The sequence below is a fragment of the Pseudomonas sp. NPDC098740 genome, assembly GCF_044760065.1.
Lineage (GTDB): Bacteria > Pseudomonadota > Gammaproteobacteria > Pseudomonadales > Pseudomonadaceae > Aquipseudomonas > Aquipseudomonas rossensis.
Map to the genome: position 1 here is coordinate 138796 of NZ_JBIWAM010000003.1, position 20737 is coordinate 159532.

14 protein-coding genes are annotated in these 20737 nt (G+C 59.3%); 7 read left to right on the forward strand and 7 right to left on the reverse strand.

The features are described 5' to 3' along the window. Positions 1-90: 90 nt before the first annotated feature. The 5 genes from ACIQU2_RS05015 to ACIQU2_RS05035 form a co-directional block, all read right to left on the reverse strand. Positions 91-693, reverse strand: coding sequence for a DUF924 family protein (locus tag ACIQU2_RS05015; protein WP_403139074.1), 603 nt, complete (start codon positions 691-693; stop codon positions 91-93). A 3-nt stretch (positions 694-696) separates the two neighbouring features. Continuing rightward, complete coding sequence (locus tag ACIQU2_RS05020; protein WP_403139077.1) at positions 697-1707, reverse strand: class 1 fructose-bisphosphatase; 1011 nt, start codon at positions 1705-1707, stop codon at positions 697-699. Between the two features lie 238 nt (positions 1708-1945). Further along, positions 1946-3319 (reverse strand): DUF3999 domain-containing protein, encoded by a 1374-nt coding sequence (locus ACIQU2_RS05025; protein WP_403139080.1) that lies wholly within the window; start codon positions 3317-3319, stop codon positions 1946-1948. Further along, positions 3316-6903, reverse strand: a complete 3588-nt coding sequence (locus ACIQU2_RS05030; RefSeq protein WP_403139082.1) for a DUF2339 domain-containing protein — start codon at positions 6901-6903, stop codon at positions 3316-3318. Before ACIQU2_RS05030 ends, ACIQU2_RS05025 begins: the two co-directional genes overlap by 4 nt. A 185-nt stretch (positions 6904-7088) precedes the next feature. Next, positions 7089-9539 (reverse strand): glycogen/starch/alpha-glucan phosphorylase, encoded by a 2451-nt coding sequence (locus tag ACIQU2_RS05035; RefSeq protein WP_403139083.1) that lies wholly within the window; start codon positions 9537-9539, stop codon positions 7089-7091. Between the two features lie 254 nt (positions 9540-9793). Between ACIQU2_RS05035 and ACIQU2_RS05040 the strand changes: the two genes are divergently transcribed. Further along, positions 9794-10237 (forward strand): YkgJ family cysteine cluster protein, encoded by a 444-nt coding sequence (locus ACIQU2_RS05040; protein ID WP_223431148.1) that lies wholly within the window; start codon positions 9794-9796, stop codon positions 10235-10237. Positions 10238-10453: 216 nt separating this feature from the next. On the opposite strand, the gene typA is transcribed toward ACIQU2_RS05040, so the two are convergent. Both typA and thiI read right to left on the reverse strand, forming a co-directional pair. Next, on the reverse strand, positions 10454-12274 hold the full coding sequence (gene typA, locus ACIQU2_RS05045) for a translational GTPase TypA (RefSeq protein ID WP_403139085.1): 1821 nt from the start codon (positions 12272-12274) through the stop codon (positions 10454-10456). A 139-nt stretch (positions 12275-12413) separates the two neighbouring features. Next, positions 12414-13868: a tRNA uracil 4-sulfurtransferase ThiI gene (thiI, locus tag ACIQU2_RS05050; protein ID WP_347802162.1), complete on the reverse strand. Its 1455-nt coding sequence runs from the start codon at positions 13866-13868 to the stop codon at positions 12414-12416. 330 nt (positions 13869-14198) lie between these two features. Here thiI and glnA point away from each other — a divergent pair, with 330 nt between their 5' ends. From glnA to ntrC, 6 genes are all read left to right on the forward strand, one after another. After that, the gene (glnA, locus tag ACIQU2_RS05055) at positions 14199-15605 is read left to right on the forward strand and encodes a type I glutamate--ammonia ligase (RefSeq protein WP_403139089.1); all 1407 of its coding nucleotides are present in this window, start codon (positions 14199-14201) and stop codon (positions 15603-15605) included. A gap of 172 nt (positions 15606-15777) precedes the next feature. Next, on the forward strand, positions 15778-16365 hold the full coding sequence (locus ACIQU2_RS05060) for a hypothetical protein (protein ID WP_403139092.1): 588 nt from the start codon (positions 15778-15780) through the stop codon (positions 16363-16365). 66 nt (positions 16366-16431) lie between these two features. Continuing rightward, positions 16432-16941 carry a DUF4124 domain-containing protein gene (locus ACIQU2_RS05065; RefSeq protein ID WP_403139094.1) on the forward strand — a complete coding sequence of 170 codons (510 nt, stop codon included), beginning with the start codon at positions 16432-16434 and terminating at the stop codon, positions 16939-16941. Further along, complete coding sequence (locus tag ACIQU2_RS05070) at positions 16938-17558, forward strand: DUF4124 domain-containing protein (protein WP_403139096.1); 621 nt, start codon at positions 16938-16940, stop codon at positions 17556-17558. The genes ACIQU2_RS05065 and ACIQU2_RS05070 overlap by 4 nt, the downstream gene beginning before the upstream one ends. A gap of 225 nt (positions 17559-17783) precedes the next feature. Then, positions 17784-18869, forward strand: a complete 1086-nt coding sequence (gene glnL, locus ACIQU2_RS05075) for a nitrogen regulation protein NR(II) (RefSeq protein WP_008024908.1) — start codon at positions 17784-17786, stop codon at positions 18867-18869. Beyond that, positions 18866-20302 (forward strand): nitrogen regulation protein NR(I), encoded by a 1437-nt coding sequence (gene ntrC, locus ACIQU2_RS05080; RefSeq protein WP_046052178.1) that lies wholly within the window; start codon positions 18866-18868, stop codon positions 20300-20302. Before glnL ends, ntrC begins: the two co-directional genes overlap by 4 nt. Positions 20303-20737: the final 435 nt, after the last annotated feature.

Here is a 20737-nt window from a genome sequence, read left to right on the forward strand (position 1 = left end):
GATTTTCATTGGACACAAATTATGTGTACGACATAGAACCCATGTGGGAGCGAGCTTGCTCGCGATGACGGCCTAAGCCGCAACGAAGAGTTAGAACCGAGACCCAGGCCCGCTCAGAAACTCAATTTCCTCAGCCGTAGATTCCCGCCCCAACACCGCATTCCTATGCGGAAACCGCCCAAACCGCGCAATTACTTTCTGATGCCGCTCGGCATAATCCAGGTTATCGGCAAACACCGCCCGATCAGCCTCAGGCTGCTGCGCCACCAGCTCGATAAACCGCGAAACCGCTTCGTTCTGCACCGCCAGATTCTCGCAATGCTCAAACACCAGGTAGATGAACACCCGCTGGATCGGCCGCAACTGCCGATCGAAATCCGCAGCAATGCCTTGCGCCACCAGTGCCTGAGCCCTGAGATCGCCTGAAAAGGATTTGGGAGTGTCGCGAAAGATCATTCGCGGGAGTTGATCGAGCAGCAGCACCAGAGCCAGCCAACCTTCGGGGCGTTGCGCCCACTCGGTCAATCCGCCGGCCAGTGCCTGCTCGACAAAGTCCCCGAAACGCGTGCGCGCTTCGAGGTCCTGACTGTCGCGCTTGCCGAACCATAACTTGCCCTTGTCAGCCGCTATTTCGTTGGGGGATTCGAGCGTTCCGAACCACCATTCGAGCAACGGCTGCCAGGGCGCGGTCATGGTTTATTCCTTGTGGTAAGCCGTGACGCGTTCGACTTCTTCTTTCGAACCGAGGAACACTGCTACGCGCTGGTGCAAGCCTTCAGGCTGAATGTCGAGGATGCGCTGATGGCCATCGGTGGAAGCGCCGCCGGCCTGTTCAACCAGGAACGACATCGGGTTGGCTTCGTACATCAGACGCAGCTTGCCCGGCTTGGAGGGTTCGCGACTGTCGCGTGGGTACATGAACAAGCCACCACGGGTCAGGATGCGGTGCACGTCCGCGACCATCGCGGCGACCCAACGCATGTTGTAGTTCTTTTTCAGCGGGCCTTCTTCGCCAGCCAGCAATTCGCCGACGTAGCGTTGTACCGGAGCTTCCCAGTGACGCTGATTGGACGAGTTGATCGCGAATTCCTGCGTGGACTCCGGGATTTTGATGTCTTCATGGGTCAGCACGAAGCTGCCCATTTCACGGTCCAGGGTAAAACCTTTCACGCCGTCACCCAGGGTCAGCACCAGCATGGTCTGCGGGCCATAGATGGCATAACCGGCAGCTACTTGCTCGGTGCCTGGCTGCAGGAAGGCCTTTTCGTTCAAGGCTTCGTTCTGGCTCAGGTATTCGCTCGGGCAACGCAGCACCGAGAAGATAGTACCGACCGGTGCGTTGATATCGATGTTCGACGAGCCGTCCAGTGGGTCGAACACCAGCAAGTACGCGCCTTTCGGGTATTTGCCCGGGATCTGGTAGGCATTGTCCATTTCTTCGGACGCCATGCCGGCCAGGTGACCGCCCCATTCGTTGGCTTCGAGCAGGATCTCGTTGGAGATCACGTCAAGTTTCTTCTGCACTTCGCCTTGGACGTTTTCGGTGCCCATGCTGCCCAGGACACCACCGAGGGCGCCTTTGGACACGGCGTGGCTGATTTCCTTGCAGGCGCGCGCCACCACTTCGATCAGGAAACGCAGATCGGCAGGGGTGTTGTTGCTACGGGTCTGCTCAATCAAATAGCGACTCAGGGTAACGCGGGACATGGAAGGCTCCGGTGGAATGGGGGGCTAAAAACCCGCGCAGTTTAACGCGAGTCGGGGCGCATTTCCTCCTATCAGACGTGTTACACCCAATAGAGTTCATGCGCCCGGTTGAGCGTAGTTCGAAACCGGCATTTTTACCGACCTGGAAACCGCTATCGCGAGCAAGCTCGCTCCCACAGAGAAACGCGGACCCTGTGGGAGCGAGCTTGCTCGCGATTGGGGTGCGCAGCACCCGCCTTCAGGGTTTGACTGGTGGCTTGCGCAACAGACTGAACGCCATCGCGGCCAGAAACAAAACACTGAGCAGCAACACCGCCCACAACCCGAATTTCTTCCAGTTTGTGTCCATCGTCGCAGCCGTTGTCACTGTCGACGCTGGCGTGGCCACCGCCCCGCCGTCCACCGTAGCCTTGCCCAACGTCGCCAACTTTGCAGCACTGTAATCCGGAATCAACGTCGACAGCGGCAGGTTCGCCGCCTTCACCGTGGCACTTCCCAGTGCGAGCGTATAAGGCCCCGCTCCGCGCGCCAGGAACACCAATTGAATGGAGCGCACGGCGAATCGCACTGTCGGTGCCTCTGCCCCCAAGCCGCCGCCGCGCTCGTCCACCGTCAGCTTCAACTGCTGCACGGTTTGCCCCGACAGCTGCAATTCGTTCTGCACCACGTCCTGGCCACTTTGGGTCAGGCGATAGAGCAAACCGCTGCTCAGCGCCTGCCACGGCAGGCTGCTTTCCCGACGACCGGACAAGGTCACGGGCGCCAAACTGTTGGGCTGACTCAACTCGACCTGCAAGCGCTCGACATTCAGCCCCATGGGTAATTGCCAGGTGTATTCACCGGCCTTTACGCTGCTGCCAGCCAGCGGTTGCGACCAGACAAGCGGTAGCGGCAGGCTGCGGGTCTTGGCGCTTTGCAGTTGCGCCGAGGTCAATGTCGGTGCCGATTGCGGCGTGCTCCATAGCAAGCGCAGATAACGGGCCGACTGACCCGGCAAGGCAACTTCATGTTGTTCGACCCGCTCGTCGGCAAACGTCAGGCGCGCCACCTGACCTTCGCCCCACGACTGCCAATGCTGCAAGTCGTCACTGGCTTCGATGGTGAAACGCTGGAAGCCGTCGCGTTCGCTGGTCCAGTCGAGGATCAACTGCTGCAACGGTGCTTTGATGCTGCTGGCGTCGAGCAACCAACCACGCAGCATTTCTTCACCCGCCTCCAGCTGACTGGACGGCTGCACTTCGACCAGCGTGCCGTTGGCGCTCGATTGCACCCGCACGCTCGGTGCGTGCTCAGTGGAGTCCGCCGAGTTGTACAGCGGGAACCACTTCACGTCGGTCAGGGTACGGTTGTCGCTGGTCTGCGCCGGCGCGCGCGCCAAGGCATACGCCTGAGCCTCACCGGCGGCATTGAACACGCGCACATCGCTGAGATCGGTTTGCCGCGCATTCAATTGCACGCTCAACGGCAATTCGAGGCGATACCACGGACCTTCGCCACTGACCGACAACGGCACCTGTGTGGCGAAGTCCGCCAGTTTTTCCTGAGCACTGGCCGACAGCGCCACACCCAGCGCAACAGCGCCCAACCAGACACGGTTCAGCTTCTGACTCAAGACGACACTCCTTCGGTTTGCGGGGCCGGGTTTTCAGCCTCCGGCACAGCATCAAAGCGCTTGGGCGGCAACGGGGCGAAATAGCCCACCACCAACAGCAACACGCCAACGCCGATAAACGAGACGATCCGGGCGAGTCCGCCGCGGTTACTCAATTCGACAAAGAACAGTTTGGCCACCACCACACCGATCAGCGCCGCACCGATCAGCCAGACTTCTCGGCGATGACGCAGATGGCCGCCGATCATCAGACTCAGGGCCATCAAGGTCCAGACGATGGACAGACCGGCCTGCACCCGCATGGATTCGAGCAACGCCTCCAGCTCGAACGGCACACCGCCCCAATGGTGGGTAGTGCGCATCACCAGGGCCGTGAAGAACACAAACAGCGAGGCGCCAGCGATCAGTTGCGTGGCGTGATCAAAGTAGTCCTTGCGAATCGCCAGTTGCGTCACGGCGCTGCGGGACCACACGTAAACGCCGAACAGCGCAAACAGCAGACCCAACTCCAGCGGGTTGATCAGCGGCACGTAAGGCAACGGCTCGGCGGCGCCGTCGCTGACGACGTTCGCCAGCCAGAACCAGCCGAGCATCAGCAACGCCAGCGGTGCCGCCGCGTACACACGGTACTCGCGCGAATAAGCCGACACCGGCCATGGCCAGGCCCGGGGTGCCGCCATCAGCACCAGATACAAGCTCGGCAAAATCGCCCAACCCAACCAGCGCCAGGCGTTGTACTGCTCGGACAACAGCAACAGGCCGTAACGCAGCTCCAGGGCCAACACACCGATCAATAGCCAGCAGCCGAGCACATGGGCCGCGCTCAGGGCACGCTCCGGCAACATCGGCGCCAAACGCCGCAGGGAGATGAAGTGCACAACGAACACGGCCGCCCAAACCAGCCAACCGACGTTGGCCGCCGGGTGATAACGCGAGTGCCACGCAGCCAACAACACCAAACCGGTAGCAGGCATCAGCAAAGTGCAGAGCAAGGCCAGCGACGACCATTTCAGGCGCAGCGCCAACACCGCCCACAGCGCCACGCTCAGCGCCGCAACGGCCAGCAACAACGTCGCTTGCAGATTCAACGGTGCGAATCGCAGCACTTCACTGATCCACGCCAGCGCCCACCACCCCGCGCCCCACACCAGCAGCACTTCGGACAAACGCTGCAAGCTCAGCACATCGAAGGCCGAAGCATGATTGCCGAGCTGCAAGCGCCAGGCGCCAATCATCGCAGCCAAACCCAACACCAGCGGTGTCCAGAAACCGCTATGAGCCAGAGGCTTCAATCCTTCGCTCGCAAGTGGTCCTAGCAAATCAGGCCCGGCCATCAGGAACGCCGCGCCGCCGATGACCTGCAACAGCAAACCGAAGACAAAACTCACGCGCTGCTTCAGATACAGACTCAGCCAGATAATGAACAGACCGCTGGCCGCCCATACGGCACTCGCCGCTTGCCAAGGCAAGACGAACAGCACCGCCAGATTGATCAACACCAGACCGGCGAGCAACACCACCGACAAGCCGCGCAGCAAGCGCACGTCGCTTCGGACCATCTCATCGCGCGCCGCCAGCAACATCCCGGCGATCAGCGCCAGGCCGATCAACGATGCGCTCAGCAGACCGCTCCAACCCGCGTTGAACACAGCGGCGGACTCACCGCTCGAACCTTGCAGCCGCAGCAGGAACAACGCACCGCCGAGCAACTGCACGGCAAACGCGGTGAACAGGAACGTGCGCGATTGCAGACGCAAGCCAACGAACAACGTCGCCAACCCCGCCAGCGCCCAACTGATCGCCGTGCCGTGAGTGAAGAAGAACAACGGCGCCAGCAGATAGAGGAAGGTCAGACCGAGGCAGGCCAATACGGGCAGCCCTTTGCGTTCCCATTCCGACGCTTGTTCGGGCAAGGCTTTGCGCATTTGATAGAAGCTGAACAACAACGCCACGCCGAGCATCAACGCGCCGAGCGGCGCACCGTCGAGCAAGCTGCTTTCACCGATCCGCAGCTCACTGATAAACGCCAGCGCCGAGCCCAGTTGCAGCAGCAAGGCAAAGGCTCGGGCCAGCGGTCGTTGCTGACGCAGGCCAAGCCAGAAGATGCCGGCGCCTTCGACGGCCCAGGCAGCAGCAGTCCAGCGCGCATCGAGCCCCAACGGAATCGCGAGGCTGGCGAAGATCACCCCCAGCGCCAGACAGGTTTCCGCCAGCAGCAACGCTCGTCCGCCCATCAACAACCGCGCCAGGCCCATGTAAATCATGCCCAACGCCAACGCGCTGAAGGCTGCGGCGAACTCCAAGTGCTGGACCAACGCGAACTGCAAGCCGAAGCCCACCAACGGAGGACCGAACAGCATTGTGCCGTCGACGTAATCGCCCTTGCGCGCCGACCAGTGCAGCAGCGCCTCACGGCTGCCGTCCTCGGGTGCGTCGCTCATTTCCAGCAATTTGCGCCGGGCGAACAGCAGACCAATGGCCAGGTACATCAGGAAAAACACAATCAGGAACGGCTCAGTGCTCCATAACAGTTCCGGGGTATAGGAACGCAGGCCCCAGGCGAAACCGATGCCGAAGGTGCCGACGAAGCCGATCAAGTTAAGCAGCCGCCAGGCCTTGAACCAGGCGATGGCGAGGATGCCGGCGTTGAGTAAGGCGAAGTAGCTGAACAGCGCGACATGGTTGCCGGCACCGGTGGAGGTCAGGATCGGCGCCGCGAAACCACCGAGTGCCGCAGCGGCAGCCAGACCCAAGGCATCCTGGGTGATGGCGAGGATCGCCGAGAACACCGTCACCGCGACCAGCAGGCCTAACGCCGCCGTGGGATCAAGCAGCGGATGCAGGCGCATCGCGGCAAACACGGTCAGGTACAACACCGCGATCCCGGTACCCTGCAACATCAACGCGTAATGGCTGTTGCGTGCTCTAAGCCACCAACCCAGCCCCAGAAGACCCAATGCCGCCGCCGCAACACCGGCGTAACGCAACTCGATCGGCACCACCATGCCTTCGGTGGCGTAACGCAGCAGGAAGGCCAGGCCGAGAAACAACAGCACCACACCGACCCGCAGCACCGTGTTGCCGCCGAACAGCCAGTTGCGTGCGCCGCTGATGGCGCGGTCGATGAAGTTCGGGCCACGTGGGATGGCGGGTTGTTGCGGCTCGCGGGCGACCGGTTCGGGTTTCCAGGCATCGACGGGCACTGGACGGCTGCTTTCGGCGGCGGCCGCGGTAATCGGTTCCAGTGCGGGAGGGAGTTCCCAGATCAGCTCCGGGGCTTCGACAGGGATTTCGTCGAGAATGAATTCAGGAGATGCAGCAGCTTCGCTGGCAATCGGCTCGCTGATTTCCGACGCCTTGACGCCTGATACCTCCAGCAACGCCAACCGTTGCTCGACCGCATTCAGCGCCACCTGCGCCTGTTCAAGCAGCCGGCGCTGCTCGTCAGCTTGTGAACCCAAGCGGCCGATGCGAATGGCCTGGGCAATGCCCAACCCGAGCAGCGCGCCCAGCAGCGCATCGCTGAACGACTCGTCGAGTATCCAGCCCAGCACCAGCCCAATCAGCATGAACATCCATTGCATGGTCGATATCCCTAAGCGCAGAGGCCAATCCAAGAAGATTAGCGCAGCCCGTACAGCAAAGATCGCAGCCTTCGGCAGCTCCTACACCGACCGCGTTCACCCAATGTTAGGTGAACGCTGACGGTAGGAGCTGCCGAAGGCTGCGATCTTTTCCGGGGCGTCAGTATATCGACCCGAACGAAGGCTTACTCCAAAGCTTTCCAGATATCCGTGGCGTACTCACGAATGGTCCGGTCGGAGGAGAACCAGCCCATCCGGGAGGTGCTCAGCACCGCCGAACGCCACCATTCCTTCGAATCGTGCCAATGGGCTTCTACCCGCATCTGCGCGTCCCAGTAGGAGTCGAAGTCGGCGCAGACCAGGAAGCGATCGTAGTCGATCAGCGAATCGATCAATCCTGTGTAACGGGAAGGATCATCCGGCGAGAACACCCCGCCGCGAATCGCTTGCAGCACGTCATTCAGCCGGTGGGATGCCGCAATATCCGGCGTCGCGTTGAACTCGTGGTTCTGCTTGCGCGCTTCAACCTGCTGAGCGCTGAGGCCGAAGATGAACATGTGTTCGACGCCAATACGTTCGCACATTTCCACGTTGGCCCCGTCCATGGTGCCGATGGTCAGCGCGCCGTTCAGGCCGAACTTCATGTTGCTGGTGCCCGAGGCTTCGAAGCCTGCGGTGGAGATCTGCTCCGACAAATCCGCTGCCGGGATGATGCTTTCCGCCAGACTGACGTTGTAGTTGGGCAAGAACACCACTTTCAGCAAACCGCGCACGGTCGGGTCGTTGTTCACCACCCGGGCGATGTCGTTGGTCAGCTTGATGATCAGCTTGGCCTGGTGATAACTGGCCGCCGCCTTGCCGGCGAAGATCTTCACCCGCGGCACCCAATCGATTTCCGGCTCGGCGCGAATGGCCTGGTACAGCGCAACGGTGTGCAACAGGTTCAGCAACTGACGTTTGTATTCGTGGATCCTTTTGACCTGCACGTCGAACATCGCTGCCGGGTTGACCGCAACGCCAAGTCGCTCGTGAATGATGTACGCCAGGGCTTTTTTGTTGTGCAGCCGCTGTTCGGCGAATGCTTTGCGGAACGCGGTTTTCTCGGCGAACGGCTCCAGATCAAGCAAGCGTTCTTCGGGGTTATCCAGCAGTTCCGGGCCGAGGGCATCGACCATCATCGAGGTCAGTTGGGGGTTGGACTGGTAGAGCCAGCGTCGGAAAGTAATGCCGTTGGTTTTGTTATTGATCCGCTCCGGATAGAGCTTGTGCAGTTCGGAGAACACCGTCTCGCGCATCAGTTGCGTGTGCAAGCCGGACACGCCGTTGACGCTGTGGGAGCCAAGGAACGCGAGGTTGCCCATGCGTACACGACGGCCGTTGTCTTCCTCGATCAGCGACACCGCGCGCAGCACGTCGAAGTCGTGAATACCTTTGGCGCGCAGCGAATCGATGTGTTGGGCGTTGATCAAGTAAATGATCTGCATGTGCCGCGGCAACATCCGCTCCATCAAACCCACCGGCCAGGTTTCCAGCGCTTCCGGCAGCAGCGTGTGGTTGGTGTAGGACAGCGTGTCGACGGTGACCTGCCATGCCGCATCCCACGCGACGTCATAGACATCGACCAGTTGCCGCATCAGTTCGGCCACGGCAATCGAAGGGTGGGTGTCGTTGAGCTGGATCGCTGCATGATCGCCCAGGGTCAGGACCGAGGTATGCATGTTGCGATGACGACGCAGCAAGTCCTGCAAGGACGCGGCGACGAAGAAATACTCCTGTCGCAGGCGCAGTTCCTGGCCCGCTTCGGTGCTGTCCGCCGGATAGAGCACCCGGGAAATACTTTCGGCCCGGGCGACTTCTGCCACGGCGCCCAAGTGGTCGCCGGCGTTGAAGCGTTCGAGGTGCAAATCTTCCATGGCCCGGGCGCGCCACAGGCGCAGCGTGTTGACGCTCGCTCCGCGCCAGCCGACAACCGGCGTGTCATACGCAATCGCGCGAACGGTTTCCGCCGGGGTCCAGACTTGCTTGGACTTGCCCGCTTCGTCGGTGACGGTTTCGACACTGCCGCCGAAACCGATCGGGTAAACGACCTCTGGTCGCTCGAACTCCCAAGGGTTACCGAAATCCAGCCAGTTTTCGGTCTGTTCCTGTTGCCAGCCGTCGACGATGGCCTGCCGGAACAAGCCGTGTTCGTAACGAATGCCGTAACCGTGGCCGGCGATTCCGAGGGTCGACATGCTTTCCATGAAGCACGCGGCCAGACGACCGAGGCCGCCGTTGCCCAGCGCTGCGTCGGGTTCCAGCAGGCGGATGCGTTCAAGGTCGACGCCGAGCTCAGTCAGGGCTTCGCGGGCCACGTCAAGCAGGCCGAGGTTGCTCAGACTGTCGTAGAGCAGACGGCCGATCAGAAATTCGAGGGAGAGGTAATAAACCCGCTTTTGACCTTTGCGGTAGATCTGCCGGGTGTGATCCATCCAGTGCTCGACCATGTGATCGCGCGCCGCCAGGGCAATGGCTTCGAACCAGTCGTGGTCGAAGGCGTGATCCGGGTCTTTGCCCACCGCGTAGGTGAGTTTGGTCAAGACGGCGTCGCGGAATGCGGCCACCTCTGCTTCGCGAACAAGTGGTTCTTGAGTCATCGATAGGACCTCGAGCGAGCGTGGAGTTGTTGAGCCTAGACGGTCTGACAGGCCGTTGGAACTCTGGTTCGGCAGATTTTCCCGTTAGTGTGAGATAGATCGACATTACCTTGTCGCGCACCGGAAAGAATGCAGGGGCCGTGCCGGGTTACAGGTGTTATTGGGCGGAATACGAAAAAATCTGGCGAAAGGTTGTTCAAAAATCCACCAGTCCCGGTATGATCGCGCGCCCTGATGCACGCTGGTAACAACCGATGATGAAGTCCAACCTGATCGCCGCCGCGGAGATCGATCGCCTCGATACCTGGGCCAAGTACTCCGCCCCGATGTGTGGTTCGTGCGTTTCCAGCTGCTGCACCCTGCCGGTCGAGGTCAAGATCAAGGATCTGATCCGTATCGGCATCGTCGATGAATTCGAGCGCGGCGAGCCGCCGAAGAACATCGCCAAGCGTTTGCAGAAGGAAGGGATCGTCGAGCGTTACAACCAGAAGTCCGAGATCTTCACCCTTCAGCGCATGAGCAACAACGATTGCCTGTACCTGGATCGTAAGAGCCGTCTGTGCACTATTTATGAAAAGCGCCCGGATACTTGCCGCAACCACCCGAAAATCGGGCCGCGGCCGGGGTATTGCGCGTATAAGCCGAAAGAAGTGGCGCGAGAGACCAGCGAGAGCCGTCGCACGTTCGAGAAGTTCTGATGCGGAATCTCGCTGCCTGAACCGGCCTCATCGCGAGCAAGCTCGCTCCCACAGGGTTCAGTGCTGACCACAGATTTTGTGAACACCACCATTCACTGTGGGAGCGAGCTTGCTCGCGATGAGGCCGGCACAAACACCGCACAAATCCCGGACATACAAAAACGCCCCCGACCTTGCGGTCGGGGGCGTTTTTTTAGCTGTTAACTAAGTCGAGACTCAGTTACCGGCTTTCTTGGCAGCGCGGGTACGCTCGCTTTCGCCCAGGATCTTCTTACGAAGACGGATGGACTTAGGAGTGACTTCGCACAGTTCGTCTTCTTGCACGAACTCAAGAGCTTGTTCCAGGGTGAAACGGATAGGCGGAACCAGAGCGATGGTTTCGTCTTTACCCGAAGCACGCATGTTGTCGAGCTTCTTGCCTTTGGTTGGGTTAACGCCCAGGTCGTTGTCGCGGCTGTTGATGCCGACGATTTGGCCTTCGTACACGTCTTCACCGTGACCCAGGAACAGTTTGCCGCGAGCTTGCAGGGTTTCCAGCGAGTAAGTCAGAGCCTTACCGGTAGCAACCGAAACCAGCACGCCGTTTTGACGGCCGGACATGTCGCCGGACTTCATCACGTCGTAACGGTCGAAGATCGAGGTCAGGATGCCTGCACCGGAGGTCAGGGTCAGGAACTCGTTACGGAAACCGATCAAGCCACGAGCCGGGATGTTGTACTCAAGGCGCACACGGCCCTTGCCATCCGGAACCATGTTGGTCAGGTCGCCTTTACGGATACCGATCTGTTCCATGATCGAACCTTGCGATTCTTCCGGCAGGTCGATGGTCACGTTTTCGTACGGTTCGTGCTTGACGCCGTCAACCATGCGGATGATCACTTCCGGACGACCAACACCCATTTCGAAGCCTTCGCGACGCATGGTTTCGATCAGTACCGAGAGGTGCAACTCACCACGGCCGGAGACTTTGAACTTGTCGGCGGTGTCGCCTTCTTCAACGCGCAGAGCAACGTTGTAGAGCAGTTCTTTGTCCAGACGCTCTTTGATGTTACGGCTGGTGACGAACTTGCCTTCACGACCGCAGAACGGCGAGTCGTTAACCTGGAAGGTCATGGAAACGGTTGGTTCGTCAACGGTCAGCGGCTTCATCGCTTCGACGTTCAGTGGGTCGCACAGAGTGTCGGAGATGAACAGCTGGTCGAAGCCGCTGATGCAGACGATGTCGCCGGCAGCTGCTTCGTCAACGTCGATACGGTGCAGACCGTGGTGACCCATCAGCTTCAGGATACGACCATTACGGCGCTTGCCGTCGGCGTCGATAGCCACAACTTGAGTGTTCGGCTTGACGCGACCACGGGCGATACGGCCAACGCCGATAACACCCAGGAAGCTGTTGTAGTCCAGTGCCGAGATTTGCATCTGGAACGGACCGTCACGGTCAACTTTTGGAGCCGGTACGTGGTCAATGATCGCCTGGTACAGCGGGGTCATGTCTTCAGCCATGTCGGTGTGTTCCAGACCGGCAATGCCGTTCAGGGCCGAGGCGTAGACGACTTTGAAGTCCAGCTGTTCTTCGGTAGCACCCAGGTTGTCGAACAGGTCGAAGATCTGGTCCAGAACCCAGTCCGGTCGCGCGCCTGGACGGTCCACCGTGTTGATGACCACGAGTGGACGCAGGCCGGCTTCGAAAGCCTTCTTGGTCACGAAACGGGTTTGCGGCATAGGGCCGTCTTGAGCGTCAACCAGCAGCAGAACGGAGTCAACCATCGACATTACGCGTTCAACTTCGCCGCCGAAGTCGGCGTGGCCCGGGGTGTCCACGATGTTGATGTGGTGGCCGTTCCAGTTGATGGCGGTGTTTTTCGCCAGAATGGTAATACCGCGTTCTTTCTCCTGGTCGTTGGAGTCCATCACGCGCTCGTCGTTGAGCTCGTTGCGCTCCAGGGTGCCGGATTGACGCAAGAGTTTGTCTACCAGGGTGGTTTTACCATGGTCAACGTGAGCAATGATGGCGATGTTGCGTAGATTTTCGATCACTTGTGTATCTCGATCAGAGGATTCGGTGTGCTGACAAGTCTTGGCAGCGATTAACAGTAGAGTCCGGCAAAGCCGTTACAGCTTGACGGCGGCGTCGGGGGGCCGGTGACGCAGGCCACAGGCAAACAGCCCCGGGCACTTAGCTCGGTCGATAAACGCGCACATTGGCATGCCCCTCACTGAGCAAATGGTGGGCATGCAGGCGACTCATCACGCCTTTGTCGCAATACAGCAGGTACTGGCGAGTAGGGTCCAGTTCCTTGAAACGAGCGTTCAATGCATAAAACGGCATCGTTTGTACCTCAATGCCAACGAGTCCCAGCGGGTCGTCTTCAGCGGCATCCGGATGACGGATGTCGATGACGATCTGACCAGCCAGCGCTTCGCTGACTTCTTCGATCTGCAAATCCTGGCCCAATTCATCGATCACGCGATCGATCGGCACCAGTTTGGCGTTCTCGAGCGCACGCTCAAGTACTGCCATGTCGAACTGTTGTTCTTCGTACTCCACGCGTGGACGCTTGGCGTGGGTCTTGGGGTTCACCGAGATGACCCCGCAATATTCCGGCATGTGCTTGGCGAAGTCGGCAGTACCGATTTCGTTGGCCAGGTCGATGATGTCCTGCTTGTGACTGGCGATCAGCGGACGCAAGACCAGCTTGTCGGTCACGCAGTCGATCACGGACAGGTTCGGCAGCGTCTGGCTCGACACCTGGGAAATCGCTTCGCCGGTGACCAGCGCATCGATGTCCAGCCGATCGGCAATACGGGAAGCAGCGCGCAACATCATACGCTTCAAAACTACGCCCATATGACTGTTATCGACTTTACCGAGAATTTCTCCCAGTACTTCCTCGAACGGCACACTCACAAATAACACGCGTTGGGAGCTGCCGTACTTCTTCCAGATGAAGTGCGCGACTTCCATAACGCCCAGTTCATGGGCTCGTCCGCCCAGATTGAAGAAGCAGAAATGGCTCATCAGCCCTCGCCGCATGATCTGGTAAGCAGCAACGGTGGAATCGAAGCCGCCGGACATCAGCACAAGCGTCTGTTCCAGGGCACCCAGCGGATAACCGCCGATGCTGTTGTGCTGGCTGTGGATCACGAACAACCGTTTGTCGCGAATTTCGATGCGAACTTCGATTTCCGGGTCTTTCAGCGAGATTCCGGCGGCGCCGCACTGACGACGCAATTGGCTGCCGACGTATTTCTCGACGTCCATCGAACTGAATTCATGCTTGCCGGCACGCTTGCAGCGCACCGAAAAAATCTTCCCGGCCAACGCATCACCAAAGTGCTGCTTGCACTTGGCGACGATGTCGTCGAAGTCACCCAACGGGTATTCGTCGACCTGCAGGAAATGTGCGATGCCCGGCATGCAGCTCAGGCGCTCGGTCATCTCCTTCAGGGCTTTGGGCTCGCTGACCCGGGTTTCCAGCTCGAGATTGTCCCACACACCGTTCACCACCACAGCCGGGTCCAGGTCGCGGAGCACAGTACGGATGTTTTTGGCCAACTGGCGGATGAAACGCATCCGTACCGGGCGGCTCTTGATGGTGATCTCGGGGAAGACTTTTACGATTAGTTTCATGAAAACAGCGCGCGCTGGGCCAGCCGAAAAAGGGGGGCGCGGATTATAGCGGAAATTGCTCAAGGTTTAACCAGTTAATGTGCAGAAGGTTTTGCGCGCACCAAAACAGGTCATTTGTTGAATTTAACGCTACATTGTAGGGCGAGATTTTCCGCTTACAGATGCTTTGTGCCTTTATAAGCGTGAAATTGGGGCAAAAAACCCATGGTGGGGCACTGGCATGCAATTTGCTCCCTTGTGAGGCGGGTTGCCTTGGCAGAGTATTCGCGCCGGCATCACCCACATTCCAAGGGCATCCACTACTAAGCCCGAAGCCACCCGGAGGACACTATGTCGAAGTCGGTTCAACTCATCAAAGATCATGACGTCAAGTGGATTGATCTGCGCTTCACAGACACCAAAGGCACTCAGCACCACGTGACCATGCCGGCTCGCGACGCGCTGGATGAAGCTTTCTTCGATGAAGGCAAAATGTTCGACGGTTCCTCCATCGCCGGCTGGAAAGGCATCGAAGCTTCCGACATGATCCTGCTCCCGGACGACAGCACTGCCGTTCTCGACCCGTTCACCGAAGACCCAACGCTGATCATCGTTTGCGACGTCATCGAGCCTTCGACCATGCAAGGCTACGATCGCGATCCACGTGCGATCGCCAAGCGTGCCGAGGAATACCTGAAGTCGACCGGTATCGGCGACACCGTTTTCGTTGGCCCGGAGCCTGAGTTCTTCATCTTCGACCAGGTTAAGTTCAAGTCGGACATTTCCGGCTCGATGTTCAAAATCTTCTCCGAACAAGGTTCGTGGATGTCCGACCAGGACATCGAAGGCGGCAACCATGGCCACCGTCCAGGTATCAAAGGCGGTTACTTCCCGGTTCCACCGTTTGACCACGACCACGAAATCCGTACCTCCATGTGCAACGCCATGGAAGAAATGGGCCTGGTCATCGAAGTTCACCACCACGAAGTGGCAACTGCCGGTCAGAACGAAATCGGTGTGAAGTTCAACACCCTGGTAGCCAAGGCTGACGAAGTTCAGACCCTGAAGTACTGCGTACACAACGTGGCTGTCGCTTATGGCCGCACCGCGACCTTCATGCCTAAGCCGCTGTACGGCGACAACGGTTCGGGTATGCACGTTCACCTGTCCATCGCCAAAGATGGCAAGAACACCTTCGCTGGCGAAGGCTATGCCGGCCTGTCCGATACCGCTCTGTTCTTCATCGGCGGCATCATCAAGCACGGTAAGGCCCTGAACGGCTTCACCAACCCGTCGACCAACTCCTACAAGCGTCTGGTCCCAGGTTTCGAAGCTCCGGTAATGCTGGCCTACTCGGCTCGCAACCGTTCCGCTTCGATCCGTATTCCTTACGTGTCCAGCCCTCGTGCTCGCCGTATCGAAGCTCGCTTCCCGGATCCGGCAGCCAACCCGTACCTGGCCTTCGCTGCCCTGGTAATGGCCGGCCTGGACGGTATCCAGAACAAGATCCACCCTGGCGACGCAGCTGACAAAAACCTGTACGACCTGCCGCCTGAAGAGGCGAAAGAGATCCCACAAGTTTGCGGCAGCCTGAAAGAAGCCCTGGACGAGCTGGACAAAGGTCGTGCGTTCCTGACCAAAGGCGGCGTTTTCAGCGACGACTTCATCGACGCTTACATCGCTCTGAAAAGCGAAGAAGAAATCAAGGTACGTACCTTCGTACACCCACTGGAATACGAGCTGTACTACAGCTGCTGATCCGGTAGCGCCTGCGCAAGCGGCGTGACAAAAAAGAGGCCTCCTTCGGGAGGCCTTTTTTGTGGGCGGGAATTTTCAGGCAAAACGCTTTTGCATTTTTTTGAAAATAGTTCTGTGAAACTTTCAAGCAATTTTCATTTACTGTCCCGGGACTTTTCGGAAGGAACCTCAGATGAAATCAGCATCAGCCTCTCTTTATTCGCTAGCGTTGTTTTTTGCGGCGCTAACACCTGCCTGGGCTGCGACTGAAAGTTCCCATTCCTCTGATCAGGGCAAACACTGGCTGATGGAAAAATCTTCCGACGACAGCCGGTTTCAAACTGCCCTTCTCAGCGGAAATACGCGCTATGACGGCAAAACCGGCGAAGCCCTATTGGCGATAAGTTGTCATCCTGATAACCCGATGAGTATGTCCCTGACTATCCCGACACAGCGACTTGGCTTCAATGCCGATGATTATGAAGGCCCGGGCGCGCCGGCAAACGGACCATTGCGCCTGACAACCAGCACGCGCGCGCCCATCAGCTATCTGGTTAGCGGTTGGGGCTCAGTAAGGAGCCTGCAAGGAGATGGTTGGGTGTTTGAGTTTGGTATGACCATCAACAAGCGCGAGTTGCATTACTGGCTCACTGACACTGCCCATGGTCAACGTGTAACTTTGACACTGCCTTCCCGCAAGAGTGATACCCCACTGATTGCAGAGTTTGTATTGCCAGAAGACGACAGCGGGTTGCGCAAGGCTATCGGGCCTTGCCTGTAACCAACTATGCCAACCCACGCCCGTAACCTATGCTGCAATCCAACGCTTTCGTTTCTGGTCGATTTTATGGGTCGTGGTTTTCTACTGATGTTGCTGTTGATCGCCCTGCCCGCCGCAGCGCAGATCTACAAGTACACCGACGCCGACGGCAACACCGCCTATAGCAATCAACCGCCCGATGGCGTGAAGGCTCAGCCGGTCGAGTTGCCACCGCTGAACAGGGTTGTGCCCCAAGCCCCTTCTGCGCCATCTGTCGAAGCCACAAGTCGAGAACAGCCGCGCAGCGTTTACGAGGTGCTGGAGCTGACCAACCTACCCACTACCGAAGCGCTGCGTGCCAACAACGGCACCTTCACCGTCAACGTGCTGATCAAACCACGCCTGCAAGGCCCTCATCTGTTCAGGCTGTTGCTGGACGATCAACCTTACGGCCAGCCGAGCAACGTGCCGATCCTGCAACTGGTGAACGTTGATCGCGGCGAACACAACCTCGCGGTGCAGGTGATCGATGGAGAGAACATCGTCCAGCAAAGCCCCGCCGTAACGTTCACCGTACAACGGGTGCATAAGCCGTGAGGCTGTGGCTGCTGATCACCTGCTTGATCGCCCTGCCGGTGACGGCCGAGGTGTTCACCTACGTCGACGCTCAGGGCAATCGCGTCTACACCGACCAGCCAGGCTCCGGCAACGCCAAGCGCGTGCCGATGGCAACGAGCAATCGCATGTCCGCCAACCCTGGCGGCGCAGCACCGGTGATGGCTGGAAAGAAGGCCGAAACAAAACCACTGTTCCACTACGACATGCTGAGGGTACTGGTGCCGGAGCCAGACGCCACGGTGCGCAGCAGTGCTGGCGAGATTATCGTCAGCGTTACCAGCGAACCCGGCCTGCAACGAGGCCATCGCTACCAACTGCTACTCGACGGCCAACCCACCGCAGCGCCCGGCCTGAGCCCGGTATTCGCCCTGAGCAACATCGATCGCGGCAGCCATAACCTCTCCGTGGAAATCCTCGACGAGCAGGGCCGCACGGTCGAGCGCACAGCCAACCAGCCGTTCCACATGCTGCGCATCTCCCTCGCGCAGAAACGCCAGGTCAAACCCTGCGCCCTCACCGATTTCGGCCAACGGCCGGAATGTCCGACCAAAGACAAACCCGCGGAAGAAAAAAATCCCTTCCTGCGCTTCTTCTAACGCCGCTCAGCTTTGCGCACTATATTGGTGCAATAGGCTGCACCGTACCCACATTCCAACCCATTTTGGTTCGAAAGTACCCGTCAAAGCTGGCAGAACGCCACGCAAACGAGCGTCAAACGCCCGTTTCAGGCCTTAAACGCTTCTTTTCGGAGCCTTGGTTTGGTTTTTGCATTTTCCTCGTATCGGCGCGTTATTCACGCGCATGCTCCAAAAGAGGTCCTGATGACCATTAGTGACGCACTGCATCGATTGCTACTCGACAACCTGACCACCGCCACCATTCTGCTCGACGCCGAACTGCGCCTCGAGTACATGAACCCGGCAGCGGAGATGCTCCTGGCCATCAGCGGTCAGCGTAGCCATGGGCAGTTCATCAGTGAGTTGTTCACCGAATCTACCGAAGCGCTGAACTCCCTGCGCCAGGCGGTCGAGCAGGCCCACCCGTTCACCAAGCGCGAAGCGATGCTCACCGCCCTCACCGGCCAGACCCTGACCGTCGACTACGCGGTAACCCCGATCCTCGCCAATGGCGCCACGATGCTGTTGCTGGAAGTCCACCCCCGTGACCGCTTGCTGCGAATCACCAAGGAAGAAGCGCAACTGTCGAAGCAGGAAACCAGCAAGATGCTGGTGCGCGGCCTCGCTCACGAAATCAAGAATCCTCTCGGCGGGATACGCGGCGCAGCGCAATTGCTTGCCCGCGAGCTGCCGGAAGAAAGCCTGCGCGACTACACCAACGTGATCATTGAAGAGGCCGACCGCCTGCGCAATCTGGTCGATCGCATGCTCGGTTCCAACAAACTGCCGTCGCTGGCCATGTGCAACGTCCACGAAGTTCTGGAACGCGTTTGTCATCTGGTGGAGGCCGAAAGCCAGGGCTGCATCACTTTGGTGCGCGACTACGACCCAAGCATTCCCGACGTGTTGATCGACCGCGAACAAATGATTCAGGCCGTACTGAACATTGTGCGCAATGCGATGCAGGCCATCAGCAGCCAGAACGAGCTGCGCCTTGGCCGCATCAGCCTGCGCACCCGCGCCATGCGCCAGTTCACCATCGGCCACGTGCGCCATCGTCTGGTGACCAAGATCGAAATCATCGACAACGGCCCGGGCATTCCCGCGGAGTTGCAGGAAACCATCTTCTTTCCCATGGTCAGCGGCCGTCCGGACGGTACCGGGCTGGGCCTGGCCATTACCCAGAACATCATCAGCCAGCACCAGGGCCTGATCGAATGTGACAGCCATCCAGGCCACACCACCTTCTCGATCTTTCTGCCACTGGAACAAGGAGCCACATCGACATGAGCCGTAGTGAAACCGTGTGGATCGTCGATGACGACCGTTCTATCCGTTGGGTCCTGGAAAAAGCCTTGCAGCAAGAAGGCATGACCACGCAAAGCTTCGACAGCGCCGATGGCGTGATGAGCCGCCTGGCGCGCCAGCAGCCGGACGTGATCATTTCCGACATCCGCATGCCGGGTGCCAGCGGTCTGGACCTTCTGGCGCGGATTCGCGAACAACACCCACGGCTGCCGGTCATCATCATGACCGCTCATTCCGATCTGGACAGCGCTGTCGCGTCCTATCAGGGCGGCGCGTTTGAATACCTGCCAAAACCGTTCGACGTTGACGAAGCAGTGTCGCTGGTCAAACGCGCGAACCAGCACGCTCAGGAACAGCAAGGCCTGGAAGTCCCGGTCGCCTTGACCCGCACCCCGGAAATCATCGGTGAAGCGCCGGCGATGCAGGAAGTGTTTCGCGCCATCGGGCGCTTGAGCCACTCCAACATCACCGTGCTGATCAACGGCGAATCCGGTACCGGTAAAGAACTGGTGGCGCACGCACTGCACCGTCACAGTCCGCGTGCGGCTTCGCCGTTCATTGCGCTGAACATGGCGGCGATCCCGAAAGACCTGATGGAATCCGAGCTGTTCGGCCATGAGAAAGGCGCATTCACCGGCGCGGCCAACCTGCGACGCGGGCGCTTTGAGCAGGCTGACGGCGGCACGCTGTTCCTCGATGAAATCGGCGACATGCCGGCAGACACCCAGACTCGTTTGCTGCGGGTGTTGGCGGACGGCGAGTTCTACCGCGTCGGCGGCCATGTGCCAGTGAAGGTCGATGTGCGAATCATCGCCGCGACTCACCAGAATCTGGAAACCCTGGTGCACGCCGGGAAATTCCGTGAGGACTTGTTCCACCGCCTCAACGTGATCCGCATCCACATTCCACGGTTGTCGGACCGTCGCGAAGACATCCCGACCCTGGCCAAGCATTTCCTCAGCCGCGCCGCGCAAGAACTGGCGGTGGAGCCGAAGCTGCTGAAAAGCGAAACCGAGGAATACCTGAAGAACCTGCCGTGGGGCGGCAACGTGCGTCAGCTGGAAAACACCTGCCGCTGGATCACGGTGATGGCTTCGGGTCGCGAAGTGCACATCAGCGACCTGCCGCCGGAGCTGCTGAACCTGCCGCAGGATTCGGCGCCGGTGACCAACTGGGAGCAAGCGCTGCGCCAGTGGGCCGATCAGGCGTTGGCTCGTGGCCAGTCGAGCCTGCTCGACAGCGCCGTGCCTGCCTTCGAACGGATCATGATCGAAACCGCCCTCAAACACACCGCCGGCCGCCGCCGCGATGCCGCCGTTTTGCTGGGCTGGGGGCGTAATACCCTGACTCGCAAGATCAAGGAATTGGGGATGAAGGTTGATGGTGGGGATGATGATGAAGGGGAAGAAGGCTAAGCAGCCTTTAGCTCTTCGCTGACAGTTACATCCAATCGCGAGCAAGCTCGCTCCCACAGTGGATTTCAGTGTTTTCACGATTGAGTGAACCCCCTGAACCCTGTGGGAGCGAGCTTGCTCGCGATGCTTTTGGGGCCATCGTGCACCGACTGAATGCACCGTGAACCGCAATCGCGCACGGCAACAGATCCGAAATCCCGCCGGCTTTCGCAATCGAACCCCTATCGAAAAAACACGAAAGCCCCGGAATACGGGGCTTTCGACGTTTCAGCGAGACATTCTGTTTCAACTTGTTAAAACCTGGCACGCCCCCTGCAATAGTCCATTCAGTGATTCAGTTCACTACCCGGTTTCGGGGACCTTGGTACAGGCAGGCCGGGGATTCCCCTCTTTACACCGGGCTCACACCGCACAAGCGACGAGCCCAAGCAGTTT

Bases quoted from the DNA above. Each gene is read 5' to 3' on its own strand.
- ntrC (WP_046052178.1), top strand. From the start codon at position 18,866: ATGAGCCGTAGTGAAACCGTGTGGATCGTCGATGACGACCGTTCTATC.
- ACIQU2_RS05020 (WP_403139077.1), bottom strand. From the start codon at position 1,707: ATGTCCCGCGTTACCCTGAGTCGCTATTTGATTGAGCAGACCCGTAGC.
- ACIQU2_RS05030 (WP_403139082.1), bottom strand. From the start codon at position 6,903: ATGCAATGGATGTTCATGCTGATTGGGCTGGTGCTGGGCTGGATACTC.
- ACIQU2_RS05060 (WP_403139092.1), top strand. From the start codon at position 15,778: ATGAAATCAGCATCAGCCTCTCTTTATTCGCTAGCGTTGTTTTTTGCG.
- ACIQU2_RS05040 (WP_223431148.1), top strand. From the start codon at position 9,794: ATGATGAAGTCCAACCTGATCGCCGCCGCGGAGATCGATCGCCTCGAT.
- glnL (WP_008024908.1), top strand. From the start codon at position 17,784: ATGACCATTAGTGACGCACTGCATCGATTGCTACTCGACAACCTGACC.
- thiI (WP_347802162.1), bottom strand. From the start codon at position 13,868: ATGAAACTAATCGTAAAAGTCTTCCCCGAGATCACCATCAAGAGCCGC.
- ACIQU2_RS05065 (WP_403139094.1), top strand. From the start codon at position 16,432: ATGGGTCGTGGTTTTCTACTGATGTTGCTGTTGATCGCCCTGCCCGCC.
- ACIQU2_RS05015 (WP_403139074.1), bottom strand. From the start codon at position 693: ATGACCGCGCCCTGGCAGCCGTTGCTCGAATGGTGGTTCGGAACGCTC.
- ACIQU2_RS05035 (WP_403139083.1), bottom strand. From the start codon at position 9,539: ATGACTCAAGAACCACTTGTTCGCGAAGCAGAGGTGGCCGCATTCCGC.
- glnA (WP_403139089.1), top strand. From the start codon at position 14,199: ATGTCGAAGTCGGTTCAACTCATCAAAGATCATGACGTCAAGTGGATT.